Below are 12,108 nucleotides of genomic sequence, written 5' to 3'. Positions count from 1 at the left end.
CAATGGATTGACAAGGGCTTGTACATTTTTATAGGTAAGCAGCTATTTGATCAAGCAAATCATTCTCATGTGAAACTGCTTCTTGTTCTGTATCACGGAACTTCACTTCCACTTGGCCATCAGCGGCAAGTTTGCCTACTGTGATGCGAACTGGAATACCAATCAAATCGCTATCTGCGAATTTGACACCGGCTCGTTCCTTACGATCATCGTACAACACATCGACGCCCGCTTCAAGTAATCTTTCATATAGTCGATCAGCCAATTCACGCTGTTCGTCTTTTTTCGGGTTAAGGCTGATCAGATGGACTTGGAATGGACTGATGGATTTAGGCCATACAATCGCACCTTCCCTGCTATGCTGTTCGACAGCCGCTGCAAGTGTACGCGATACACCAATTCCATAACATCCCATAATTAGGTTCTGCGCTTTTCCTTGTTCATCAAGGAATTTAGCCTGCATTTTTTCCGCATAGAATTCACCAAGCTTAAATACTTGTCCTACTTCGATACCCTCTGCAAATTGGATTGTGCCTTGGCCATCAGGAGAAGGATCACCTGCTTGGATGAAACGCAGATCAGCATATTGCTTTACTTGGAAATCACGTTCTGGGTTCACATTTTTAAAATGGAAGCCATCTTCGTTCGCTCCGCAAGTTACATTAGCTACATATTTAACAGCGTTATCTGCAATAACGTCGATATCTTCATGCACATTGATTGGACCTAGAGAACCAAACCCGGCGCCAAGCAGTTCTTTTACTTCTGCTTCATCGGCAAGTTCGACAATCTGTGCTTGGTAAAGGTTTTTTACCTTAATGTCGTTAATTTCATGATCACCGCGTGAAATAACCATGACAAGACGATCATCCACTTTGAATACAACTGCTTTTAGACCTTCTTCAAGCGTGTGACCAAGATAATCAGCCACTTGCTGCATTGTCTTCACGTTAGGAGTCTCAATCTTCTCAAGGGCAAGTGGTTCTGCATCAGGCTTTTGGCCTTGATCGATTACTTCTGCCATTTCAATATTGGCAGCATAGTCCGATACATCACTGAAGGCGATCGTATCTTCTCCAACAGAAGCAAGTGCCATGAATTCGTGCGTATCCTTACCGCCCATTGCACCTGAGTCAGCCACTACTGCTCGGAAATTCAACCCTACCCGTTTAAAGATGCGATGATAAGCGTCAGAGATAGTCTCATAGGCTTCATCCAAACTTTCGTAGTCCGCATGGAAACTATATGCATCTTTCATGATAAATTCCCGGCCGCGCAATAGACCGAAACGAGGACGCTGTTCATCCCGGTACTTCGTCTGGATCTGATACACCGTAAGCGGTAATTTCTTGTAGCTGTTCAATTCATCACGTACTAAGCTAGTCGTTACTTCCTCATGAGTAGGACCTAGTGCGAATTCCCGATTGTTTCGGTCATGCATGCGCATCAGTTCAGGTCCGTAAACCTTCCAGCGACCTGTCTCTTTCCATAGCTCTGCAGGCTGAAGTGCCGGCATGAGCATCTCGCTCGCTCCGGTGCGATCCAACTCCTCACGGATGATCGCTTCCACTTTTCGCAGCACTCTTGTGCCCAGCGGCAGATAGCTATAGATTCCAGAAGCAGTCTGGCGGATATATCCGCCTTTGACTAGCAGCTGATGGCTGATCGCCTCTGCATCTGCTGGAACTTCTCTTAATGTTGGTATAAATGTTTTACTTTGTCGCATTCTTCCACCTCTGCATCATAAAAATAGCCGCTGTATATCATTCCAGGTGACCACGATCATCAAAAGCATAAGCAGAGCGAACCCAATGAAATGGACCACTGCCTCTTTTTGTGGTTCAACTGGCTTACCTCTCAATGCTTCCACACCGATGAACAACAAACGTCCTCCGTCAAGTGCGGGTAGCGGGACGAGGTTAACGATACCAAGATTGACACTGAGCAGTGCTGTCCACTGGATCAAATTGATCAATCCCGTTTTTACTACTTGATCTGTCGCATCATATATACCAACTGGGCCGGAAAGCGCATCGATACTAAGCTGACCAGTTATGAGCTGTCCCAAATTGGTGATGATCATCGTTCCGAATTCCCATGTTTGCTGGAAAGTATAAGGAATCGCTCCTAAGAAACTCTTCTCCATTGCGAGTGTTACACCGATCTGACCAATTTTTTGGTCGCCATTTTCCACAAGTGCAGGAGTCATCATCAGCTGCTGTTCCTGGCCGTCCCGTACGATTGTTGCCTCAAGCTCTTTTTCAGGGTTCTCTCGAACAATAGTCGTGAATTCTTCCCAAGTTTGTACAGGTGTACCATCGATTGCTGTAATTTCATCACCTGATCGGATTCCAGCTTCTTGTGCTGCAGAACCGTCTTGAACAGTACCTACAGCTGCATTATCAGCTGGCACCCCCTGTATCAGGGCCAGGATGAAAAACAGCACAAGTGCGAGCAGGAAATTCATCATTGGACCGGCAAACAATTGCATCGCCCGCTGGCGCTTGTTCTTTGAAGCGAATTGGCGGTTATACGGAGCGATTTGTGTTTCTGTCTCGTCCATCACGTACATAGCCTTTTCATGGACAGGGAAAGACAGTCGTTCTTCCTCCCCTATTTCATAACCATATATCATTAGGTTATGGTCCAAATCCGCACTTTCAACTTCAATGACACGTGCATACGGATGCTTGGATTTATTATTGACGATAATCTTCGTTACTTCCTGTTTGTCATTGAATTCTAGACCGATATGATGACCAGGCTTTAATTCCACGATCTCCGGATCTTCACCGGCAACGCGGACATATCCCCCAATCGGGAGAAGTCTGATTGTGTAAAGTGTCTCATTCTTCATCCAGGAAAAGATCTTCGGTCCAAAACCGATGGCGAATTCACGAGCTAGCATGCCAGCTCGCTTCGCAAAAATCAAATGTCCGAGTTCGTGCACGAAAACGAGCAGTCCGAACACTAGGATAAACGCAATAATAGTTGTCACAATGGGCACCTGCCTTTATTGGATATAGGACCTCACTTGACTCCGCGTGAGACGATCTGTTTCCATGATTGTTTCCAAAGAAGGGAAAGATTCATAGGCATGTGCATCTAATGCGCGTGCTACATAATCCTCGATTGTCAGGAAAGAGATCTTTCCCGCAAGAAACAAGGCCACAGCCTCCTCATTTGCAGCATTCAATACGGTAGTAGCAGTGCCGCCGGCTCTGCCTGCTTCGTATGCCATACGCAAACAAGGGAATCGTTCCATACTCATTTCTTCAAAGTGGAGTTTGCCTATTTCCACTAAGTTTAACCTTTTTGAAACTGCTAAATCAAGTCTTTCAGGGTAGGTAAGGGCGTACTGGATCGGAACCCGCATATCAGGTGTACCAAGCTGGGCGATGACACTGTAATCCTTGTACTCTACCATGGAATGGATGATACTCTCGCGGTGCTGGACAACCTCGATATCATCATAATCGATACCGAATAGCCAATGTGCTTCGATGACTTCCAAGCCCTTGTTCATCATTGTTGCGGAATCGATGGTTATTTTTTGTCCCATGCTCCAGTTCGGATGGCGCAGAGCGTCCTCCAATGTTACATGCTTGAGCTCATCTCTTGTTTTATCACGGAAACTGCCACCAGAAGCAGTAATGATCAGCTTATTCACATCCTCAAGCTTCTCTCCATTCAGACATTGGAATATTGCAGCATGCTCACTATCTACCGGAAGCAGATTGACACCATGTTTCTTTGCTTCAGCCATGACAAGGTGTCCGGCTGACACAAGCGTCTCCTTATTCGCGAATGCGACTTGCTTCTTGGCACGGATTGCTTCGAGCGTCGCTTCCAGTCCGATACTGCCAAGGACTGCATTTACGACCACATCCACTTCACCTGCTGATGAGATTGCTACCATTCCAGCGGAACCAACCAGTATTTCTGCATTCGGAAGTGTCTGATGAAGCTTCTCTTTGGTCTGTTCATCCTGTACAACTACTACAGCAGGCTCGAATTCCTTGATAAGCGGCATCGCTTTTTCAATGTTACGGCCAAATGCCATACTGTGCAGCCGAAATGCCTCCGGATGGTTGCGGATGACATCCAATGTCTGCAGACCGATCGAACCGGTTGCACCTAATAATGCGATTGTTTTCATCGGACACGCTCCTCTTTATACTCTATTAAATGAATTGAATTAAATGCAGGATTGGGAAAACAAAAATCATACTATCGAAACGATCCAAAATTCCGCCGTGTCCCGGCAGGATTTTCCCAGAATCTTTTACAAGATAATGACGTTTGAAAGCAGATTCGACCATATCTCCAAGCTGCCCGAAGACAGCAATCAGGATACATACACCCGCCACAATTAAAAGGGAGCTGCTTACAGGGGAAATAAACTGGAATACAATTCCTGCTATACAGCCGAGCACGAGGCCGCCTATGCCTCCCTCAATTGTTTTGTTCGGACTGATAGTAGGCCATAGCTTATGTTTACCGAAAGCTTTTCCGAAGAAATAAGCTCCTGAATCAGTTGCCCAAATGACAACCAAGACAAATATGAACTTGGACAATCCGGTAACAATATGATCTCCGATAATTTCATTTGGAGCATTCCTCGTAATAATGAAATAGAGGAAGCCAAAACCGATATACACTACTGTAATCAGCAGGAAGCCTGCATCTTCGAAAGTGAATCGGTTCTTTGCCAGTACCGTATAGCTCAAGAGAAGGATAACGGAGAATAAAAGGATGTCCGTTTTATTGATATGTAAATCGAACATGGTGTTGATCATGCCCAAATCCGGGGCTAAAAGGCCCCATAGCAGGAGCACACTCACGATGGATGGTACTTTATATTTCGCGATTTTGCGCATACGCAGCAGCTCGATGAAGGCTATGGTCGCGATCAAATAAATGAACGCTTCGAACCATGCCCCGCCAAGCAATACAAATATCATGAAGAATATGCCTGCAATAACCGCCGTGATCAATCGTTGCTTCATTGTTTAATATTCACCTCAAATACCGCCATAGCGCCGTTTTCTGTTCTGGAAATCACTGACTGCCTGTTCGAACAGCAATTCATCGAAATCAGGCCACAATACTTCCGTGAACCATAGCTCTGAATAAGCGCTCTGCCAAAGCAGAAAATTGCTTAACCGATGCTCGCCGCTTGTACGGATTATCAAATCCGGGTCTGCTAATTTTTCAGTATATAAATAGCGGGAGATACATGACTCATCGATATCTTCCATTTGCAGCTTCTTGTCAGATACATCCTGCATCATATTTTGCACAGCATGAACAAGCTCATACCGTCCGCCATAATTCAATGCGAAGTTAAGGATAAGACCGTCATTGTGCTTCGTCTGCTCCATCGCTTCCTTGACTGCTTCCCTAGTGAAGGAAGGTAAACCGTCCAGATCTCCGATAGTCTGTACTTTAACGTTCTCTTCGATAAGCTCAGGCAAGTAAGTTGTAAGAAACTCCTTTGGTAGCTTCATCAAAAAGTCCACTTCCGCCTGCGGCCGTTTCCAGTTTTCTTTGGAAAAGGCATATAGTGTAAGTACCTTCACATCGATCCTGTTTGCAGCCTTTACAATCCGCCGGACAGTTGTCATCCCTTCCTTGTGTCCAGCAATCCGGGGAAGTCCGCGCTTTTTCGCCCAGCGTCCATTTCCATCCATGATAATGGCCACATGTTCCGGGATATTCTCAAGCTTCAGTGTCGACGGCTGTAACTCTATTCTTCTTTTCCTATTGAAAAAAGGAAGTTTAATCATTTTGAATCCTCCATTGGGCTATTTTCTCTGCTGACTGAAAAGAGCCAGAGGCGCCCTGTGCAGTACTGCTCTTGTATGTCACAAAAAGAGCAAAAACCCCCTTTAGCAAGAGGGTCTTGTAGTACTTATTTTACATGGTTAAGGGTCAAACTTCCATTATTTCTTTTTCTTTGTCTTTTGCAAGACCTTCAAGCTGGCTGATGTGCTTATCCGTTTCCGTCTGCACTTCATCCTGGAAGCCTTTCAAATCATCCGCTGTGATCTCTTTATTCTTTTCAGCTTTCTTCAACTGATCGTTGCTGTCACGGCGAATATTACGGATTTGAACTTTCGCCTCTTCCAGGTATTTAGAAACGACTTTCACTAAATCCTTGCGTCGCTCTTCTGTCAGAGCAGGGATGCTGAGACGGATTACATTACCGTCACTGGAAGGAGATAGTCCAAGATCAGCCTTTTGGATAGCTTTCTCGATATCGGAGATTGCCGTTTTATCGTAAGGTGTGATAACAAGCATACGCGCTTCTGGAGCAGTGATACTTGCTAACTGGTTCAATGGTGTGGTAGCACCATAATAATCTGCATATACACTATCCAAAAGAGAAGGATTCGCACGTCCTGCACGTACAGTCGCCAGCTGTCTGGAGAAAGCCTGTACTGCATGTGCCATTTTGCTTTTTGCATCAGAAATGATTGCTGTTGACATTATTTATTCCCCCTTATAATTGTTCCGATATTCTCACCGGAAACTGCTCTTTTAATGTTTCCTTTTTCGCTGATAGAGAACACAAGTAGCGGGATATCATTATCCATACATAGAGAGGAAGCTGTCGCATCCATGACTCCAAGTCCTTCATTCAGGACATCCAAATAAGTCAGGGAGTCATACTTCACAGCGTCTGCTACCAATTTAGGATCTGCATTGTACACGCCATCAACATTGTTCTTTGCCATCAGGATTACTTCCGCCTCGATCTCAGCTGCTCTTAAGGCTGCTGTCGTATCAGTCGAGAAGTAAGGGTTTCCTGTACCAGCTGCAAAGATGACGACACGATTTTTTTCAAGGTGACGAATCGCCTTGCGTCGAATGTAAGGCTCAGCTACCTGGCGCATTTCAATAGATGTCTGCACTCTTGTGGGAATACCTAGGTTCTCCAAGCTATCCTGTAACGCTAGTGAGTTCATCACTGTTGCCAGCATACCCATATAGTCAGCATTTGCACGGTCCATTCCCATTTCGCTGCCGACTTTTCCGCGCCAGATGTTACCGCCGCCTACGACGACTGCAACTTCTACTCCCATTTCGGCTACTTCTTTTACTTGTTCCGCGATGGAACGGATGACGGAAGGTTCAATACCATAGCCGACTTGGCCGCTTAATGCTTCTCCACTTAGTTTCAATACGATTCGTTTGTAGCGTGCTGTTGTCATCATTGCCTCCAAAGGTATGTATTTTGTAAAAAAGGGAACACCAAGTGTCCCCTCTTTTGTCGTACTTATTTTTTAACTTGGCTCATTACTTCGTCAACGAAGTTATCTTCACGTTTTTCCATACCTTCGCCCACTTCATAACGAACAAAGTTAACTACAGAAGCACCTTTGTCGGATACGTATTTCTTCACTTTTTGATCTGGATCTTTGATGAAGCTTTGCTCAAGCAAGCAGATCTCCTCGAAGAATTTGCCAAGACGGCCTTCTACCATCTTTTCAACGATGTTTTCTGGCTTGCCTTCGTTAAGAGCTTGTGTTTTCAATACTTCGCGCTCGCGTTCTACTTCATCAGCAGCCACTGCATCACGGGAAACGTAACGAGGGTTTACCGCAGCGATGTGCATTGCAACATCTTTACCAAGCTCTGCATCAGTTGTGCCATCAAGCAATGCCAATACACCGATGCGTCCGCCGCCATGTGTATATGCGCCGAAAGCTTGGTTGTCTTCTTTGCTTACTAGTGCAAAGCGGCGAAGGGAAATCTTTTCACCGATTTTCGCGATAGCAGCATTGATGTATTCACCAACAGTTTGGTCAGCGTTGATTTTTTGTTCTGAAGCTTCTTCTACGCTAGCTGGTTTGTTAGTAAGGATATGTTGAGCAAGATCGTTCAAAAGTGTTTTGAACTGATCGTTTTTAGTAACGAAGTCAGTTTCACAGTTCACTTCAAGCAATACAGCATGATTGCCTTCTGTAGCGATGAAAGTCAAACCTTCAGCAGCGATACGATCTGCTTTTTTAGCTGCTTTCGCAATACCGTTCTCGCGAAGGTAATCAATTGCTTTCTCCATGTCACCATCTGTTTGTGTCAAAGCTTTTTTACAATCCATCATACCTGCGCCAGTTTTTTCGCGCAATTCTTTTACCATTTGTGCCGTGATTGCCATCGTAAATGCCTCCTTAAGGGTTTGGACAATTTATTTCTTGAAAAAAGGGTGATAAAAGGTCCCCCCTTATCACCCTTCATCCATTACTCGCTTACAGCTTCTGTAGCTTCTTCAGCTGGAGCTTCTTGATCTTCCAATTCTTCACCTTGCTTGGATTCCAGGATAGCGTCAGCCATTTTGGAAGTAAGCAATTTGACAGCGCGGATAGCGTCGTCATTCGCAGGGATCACGTAATCGATCTCATCCGGATCACAGTTAGTATCAACGATACCGATGATTGGAATGTTCAATTTGTGAGCTTCTGCAATTGCGATTCTTTCTTTGCGTGGGTCGATAACGAATAGAGCGTCAGGAATTCTTTCCATGTCTTTGATACCGCCAAGGAATTTAACAAGACGTTCTTTTTCTTTAAGCAAACCTACTACTTCTTTTTTAGGAAGTACTTCGAAAGTACCGTCTTCTTCCATGCGCTCGATGGATTTCAAACGGTTGATACGTTTGCGGATTGTCTGGAAGTTAGTAAGCGTACCGCCCAACCAACGTTGGTTAACGAAGTACTGACCAGAACGGATCGCTTCTTCTTTCACAGATTCCTGTGCTTGTTTTTTCGTACCTACGAATAGAATTGTACCGCCATCAGCAGCAAGTTCTTTCACGTAGTTGTAAGCTTCGTCGACTTTCTTCACAGTTTTCTGAAGGTCGATGATGTAGATGCCGTTACGCTCAGTGAAGATATATTTCTTCATTTTCGGGTTCCAACGGCGAGTCTGGTGACCGAAATGAACACCAGCTTCAAGCAATTGTTTCATTGAAATGACTGACATAGTGTTTCCTCCTAATGGTTTTTTCTCCTCCGACTGCTTCATCTTTTATCGGGAACTGACAACTTGTCAGCACCTCCCGTAAAAATCGGCAGACGTGTGTATTAACACCAAAAATAAATATAGCACAGCTATTACCATCAATCAAGCATCTTAGACATGTTTTTGTACTTTCTCAACTTTTTCTGCTATTTTCACCATTTTTCTTCATCAGCAGAATCAATTCTACTTCTGTCTTCCCCATTCCGAGCTGTTTTGCAATCTCTGTAGAATCCAGTCCCTGGTCATGAAGCTGCAAGACACGTCCGAGATTGGACATGGATACTTGGTCTTCCTCCTCTGCTGGCTGGGGAGGGGTGTAATCGGAAACAGAAGGTGTATCTTCTTCTGAAGCAGGAGAAGGTTCGTTGATTATCTCCGCCATGTTTTTTTTCGTATTGACTTCCCGTGGCTGTGAGTCAGCTAGAAGAAGCCGGTCATTTTCTTCTTTCAATTCATCAAGTATGGAGCCTAACATCGCTTCATACGCTTGTTTATCCGTCTGATGGCGGGTTTCCTGCTGCTGTATGTTTGATTGCAACGCGCGGATAGCAATGAAGGTCAGTACATGAAGGAGAAGACTGGCACAGACAAGTAGTGTTAGCATGAAAAACCTTCTTTCTATAAAATAGGGAAATAGCTTTCAGCTGATCGCTGAAAGCTTGGCTAGTGATTCCCGTAATTTGAATATTGCACGTTTGTGAATCTGCGATATTCGTGATGTTGTCAATTCCAGTATGTGCCCGATTTCTGTAAACGTTAATTCTTCCTTATAGAATAGACTGATAACAAGCTGTTCATGCTGATTCAGCTGCTTGATGCTGTCTGTCAGCTGCAGAACAAGCTCCTTCTGCAGCACTGCATCTTCAGGCTGAGGGGTCTTGAGATCAGGAAGGACATAGCTTGTTTCCTGGGTGTCTTGCTTGGGCCGTGCAGGTTTATCATCCATGGAAAGAACATTTGAGAACAGTGCATCCCGCACCGCTTCTTCTACTTCCTCACGGCTTAAGCCCGTCTGTTTCGCAATCTCCCCACTGGTCGGTTTCCGTTCCAGCATTTGTTCGAGCTTACTGGCAGCAGCTTCTATTTTCTTCACTTTATCACGTACGGTTCTCGGAAGCCAATCTTCCTTCCGCAGACCGTCCATTATTGCCCCTCTTACACGGAAGGAAGCATATGTTTCAAATTTGAAATCCCGGCTTGGCTCGAACTTCTGTAAAGCATCATACAATCCTGTATAACCGAAGCTTCTGACATCATCTCTGCTCACACTGGAGGGAAGGTGCGCAGCGATGCGCTGCGTATGGTAATCGACTACATGCATATACATTCGCATCAATTCATTGGCAGCATCGCTGTCTTTTTTATAAAACCAGCTGTTCCAATACTGCTGTTCTGTTTCTGATCCATAATTGATCATGAAACTCCCTCCTTTGTTTGCTGTTACGTCATAAGAATGAAGCTGCTCCATTATATGATCTCTTCCTCTTTGCTAACTGTTTTAATCCTCAAACCACATGTATCTGTATTAAATTCAATCGTGCGTCCATTGCTGCCCCCGACATCCTTGCTTTCGATAGGGATGCGGTATTCCCGCAGCTTCTGTTCCACCGCTTCGATATTACGAGGACCAATTCGCATTTTCTCGTCACTGGACATGAAGGAGAACATCTGGGCTCCGCCTGCAAGCTTCGCTTTAAAGCGACTCCTGCTTCCGCCTTGGCGCAGCAGATTGGCAATCAGGTCGTCCATAGCTGTATCTGCATATTTGTTGCGGTTCATCTGAGTCTGTTTAGCTAAACTGGAGTCTGGGAGCATGACATGCGCCAAGCCAGCAATTCCTCTTTGCTTATCGTAAACGACAACACCGACACAGGATCCAAGTCCTGCTGTCCGAAGATGCTGCGGATAGGAAGCGATTTTTGCATCAGCTATCCCGACATGCAAGATTTCGGCCTCAGTCATCTGCCTCTACTCCTAAAGCATGGAATAAATGACCGAATGCATCTGGATCCAATAGCAGCAGAAATTTCCCCTCAACCATGTGCTGCTGCTCATTCGGATCGCTCAGTGAGATGACCGTGTCGATAACCACGGTATAATCGCTTTCCTGAGCTATCTCAATTAAACCATTCGCTAAAATAGCGCCTCCCATATCGACACTGATTTGTGGAACTGAAGGCTGCATATTCACTTTGGCGAAGTCGCTAATCGCAGATAGATAGCTTCCAGCGAGTATGTTTCCCATTTCATGCAAAGCGGAAAGGTTTATGTCATCATGAGTCGTGCTGGACCATGAAAAGCTCTCATTCCCCGTTATATAATGAACGAATAACTCTGCTTCAGCTGGCTGGAGCAAGAAGAACATATTTCCTGGCGCATCTCCCTGAACCCTGAGATAGATAGCTGCCAGCGGCTGCTCAGCTCCGCCAATCGATTCAATCAATTCATTAAAGTGACAGATTCGGACAGCTGGCACTTTCATATCGATGTCTTGGCGGAGCAAAGTAGAAAGCGCTGTAGCTGCATTCCCTGCACCAATGTTTCCTGCTTCTTTTAAAGCATCCAGCTGATCTTCCGTTATATAGCGAAGATCATACATCAGCTTTCGATGGACTTGATTGCTTCGATTTCATGGAATTTCAAGACTTTTCGAAGATCAAGTAAAATGACAAGTCTGTCCTCAAGTTTCACTACCCCGTCGATGTAATCAATGTTGATCGCCCCAATGACTTGCGGCGCCTCTTCTATTTTATCTACTGGAATATCCACTACATCATTTGCTGCATCCACAATCAAACCGATTGACGTGTCATCCAGATCCACAATGATGATTCTTGTATTTTCATCGACCGGTGTCTCTTCAAGGCCGAGACGGCTTCGCAAATCAACGATCGGCGTCACAACACCGCGCATATTGATAACACCTTTGATAAAGCTTTCTGTGTTCGGGACTCTCGTAATATGTTCCATCTTCTCGATAGACCCAACCTGTGTCACAGGTACTGCATATTCTTCATTTTTCAACTGAAAAACAATAACTTTTACATCTTGTACGATTTCTTCTGCCATGATGAACCCTCC

Annotated in this window: 14 protein-coding genes; all 14 read right to left on the bottom strand. The window is 44.9% G+C overall.

Annotation, left to right across the window (positions count from 1 at the left end):
* Positions 1-28: 28 nt before the first annotated feature.
* A complete protein-coding gene (locus CHH91_RS09180; RefSeq protein ID WP_095223149.1) occupies positions 29-1,726 on the bottom strand; it encodes a proline--tRNA ligase in 1,698 nt (565 codons plus the stop codon).
* Between the two features lie 15 nt (positions 1,727-1,741).
* A complete protein-coding gene (gene rseP, locus CHH91_RS09175) occupies positions 1,742-2,998 on the bottom strand; it encodes an RIP metalloprotease RseP (protein WP_095223148.1) in 1,257 nt (418 codons plus the stop codon).
* A 15-nt stretch (positions 2,999-3,013) separates the two neighbouring features.
* Positions 3,014-4,159 (bottom strand): 1-deoxy-D-xylulose-5-phosphate reductoisomerase, encoded by a 1,146-nt coding sequence (gene dxr, locus CHH91_RS09170; RefSeq protein ID WP_095223147.1) that lies wholly within the window; start codon positions 4,157-4,159, stop codon positions 3,014-3,016.
* Between the two features lie 25 nt (positions 4,160-4,184).
* Entirely contained in the window at positions 4,185-5,009 is an 825-nt protein-coding gene (locus tag CHH91_RS09165) for a phosphatidate cytidylyltransferase (RefSeq protein ID WP_095223146.1), read from the bottom strand.
* A 15-nt stretch (positions 5,010-5,024) separates the two neighbouring features.
* A complete protein-coding gene (locus tag CHH91_RS09160) occupies positions 5,025-5,789 on the bottom strand; it encodes an undecaprenyl pyrophosphate synthase (RefSeq protein WP_095223145.1) in 765 nt (254 codons plus the stop codon).
* A gap of 145 nt (positions 5,790-5,934) precedes the next feature.
* Positions 5,935-6,492 (bottom strand): ribosome recycling factor, encoded by a 558-nt coding sequence (gene frr / locus CHH91_RS09155; protein WP_095223144.1) that lies wholly within the window; start codon positions 6,490-6,492, stop codon positions 5,935-5,937.
* On the bottom strand, positions 6,492-7,217 hold the full coding sequence (pyrH, locus tag CHH91_RS09150; RefSeq protein WP_095223143.1) for a UMP kinase: 726 nt from the start codon (positions 7,215-7,217) through the stop codon (positions 6,492-6,494). Before pyrH ends, frr begins: the two co-directional genes overlap by 1 nt.
* Positions 7,218-7,282: 65 nt before the next feature.
* Positions 7,283-8,164: a translation elongation factor Ts gene (gene tsf / locus CHH91_RS09145; RefSeq protein WP_095223142.1), complete on the bottom strand. Its 882-nt coding sequence runs from the start codon at positions 8,162-8,164 to the stop codon at positions 7,283-7,285.
* 83 nt (positions 8,165-8,247) lie between these two features.
* Entirely contained in the window at positions 8,248-8,988 is a 741-nt protein-coding gene (rpsB, locus tag CHH91_RS09140) for a 30S ribosomal protein S2 (protein ID WP_095223141.1), read from the bottom strand.
* A 172-nt stretch (positions 8,989-9,160) separates the two neighbouring features.
* Positions 9,161-9,631, bottom strand: a complete 471-nt coding sequence (locus CHH91_RS09135) for a DUF6115 domain-containing protein (RefSeq protein ID WP_095223140.1) — start codon at positions 9,629-9,631, stop codon at positions 9,161-9,163.
* A 36-nt stretch (positions 9,632-9,667) separates the two neighbouring features.
* Positions 9,668-10,444, bottom strand: coding sequence for a FliA/WhiG family RNA polymerase sigma factor (locus CHH91_RS09130; protein ID WP_095223203.1), 777 nt, complete (start codon positions 10,442-10,444; stop codon positions 9,668-9,670).
* A 50-nt stretch (positions 10,445-10,494) separates the two neighbouring features.
* Complete coding sequence (locus tag CHH91_RS09125) at positions 10,495-10,989, bottom strand: chemotaxis protein CheD (RefSeq protein WP_095223139.1); 495 nt, start codon at positions 10,987-10,989, stop codon at positions 10,495-10,497.
* Positions 10,982-11,626, bottom strand: coding sequence for a chemotaxis protein CheC (locus tag CHH91_RS09120; RefSeq protein ID WP_095223138.1), 645 nt, complete (start codon positions 11,624-11,626; stop codon positions 10,982-10,984). The genes CHH91_RS09125 and CHH91_RS09120 overlap by 8 nt, the downstream gene beginning before the upstream one ends.
* Entirely contained in the window at positions 11,626-12,096 is a 471-nt protein-coding gene (locus CHH91_RS09115; RefSeq protein ID WP_095223137.1) for a chemotaxis protein CheW, read from the bottom strand. The genes CHH91_RS09120 and CHH91_RS09115 overlap by 1 nt, the downstream gene beginning before the upstream one ends.
* Between the last annotated feature and the right edge of the window lie 12 nt (positions 12,097-12,108).

This window comes from Virgibacillus sp. 7505, assembly GCF_002272135.1.
Taxonomy (GTDB): domain Bacteria; phylum Bacillota; class Bacilli; order Bacillales; family Amphibacillaceae; genus Terribacillus.
The sequence above is the reverse complement of the archived record's forward strand: the minus strand, read 5'-3'. Positions and strand labels throughout refer to the sequence as shown.

Bases quoted from the DNA above. Each gene is read 5' to 3' on its own strand.
- CHH91_RS09180 (WP_095223149.1), bottom strand. From the start codon at position 1,726: ATGCGACAAAGTAAAACATTTATACCAACATTAAGAGAAGTTCCAGCA.
- dxr (WP_095223147.1), bottom strand. From the start codon at position 4,159: ATGAAAACAATCGCATTATTAGGTGCAACCGGTTCGATCGGTCTGCAG.
- CHH91_RS09165 (WP_095223146.1), bottom strand. From the start codon at position 5,009: ATGAAGCAACGATTGATCACGGCGGTTATTGCAGGCATATTCTTCATG.
- CHH91_RS09160 (WP_095223145.1), bottom strand. From the start codon at position 5,789: ATGATTAAACTTCCTTTTTTCAATAGGAAAAGAAGAATAGAGTTACAG.
- frr (WP_095223144.1), bottom strand. From the start codon at position 6,492: ATGTCAACAGCAATCATTTCTGATGCAAAAAGCAAAATGGCACATGCA.
- pyrH (WP_095223143.1), bottom strand. From the start codon at position 7,217: ATGACAACAGCACGCTACAAACGAATCGTATTGAAACTAAGTGGAGAA.
- tsf (WP_095223142.1), bottom strand. From the start codon at position 8,164: ATGGCAATCACGGCACAAATGGTAAAAGAATTGCGCGAAAAAACTGGC.
- rpsB (WP_095223141.1), bottom strand. From the start codon at position 8,988: ATGTCAGTCATTTCAATGAAACAATTGCTTGAAGCTGGTGTTCATTTC.
- CHH91_RS09135 (WP_095223140.1), bottom strand. From the start codon at position 9,631: ATGCTAACACTACTTGTCTGTGCCAGTCTTCTCCTTCATGTACTGACC.
- CHH91_RS09130 (WP_095223203.1), bottom strand. From the start codon at position 10,444: ATGATCAATTATGGATCAGAAACAGAACAGCAGTATTGGAACAGCTGG.
- CHH91_RS09125 (WP_095223139.1), bottom strand. From the start codon at position 10,989: ATGACTGAGGCCGAAATCTTGCATGTCGGGATAGCTGATGCAAAAATC.
- CHH91_RS09120 (WP_095223138.1), bottom strand. From the start codon at position 11,626: ATGTATGATCTTCGCTATATAACGGAAGATCAGCTGGATGCTTTAAAA.
- CHH91_RS09115 (WP_095223137.1), bottom strand. From the start codon at position 12,096: ATGGCAGAAGAAATCGTACAAGATGTAAAAGTTATTGTTTTTCAGTTG.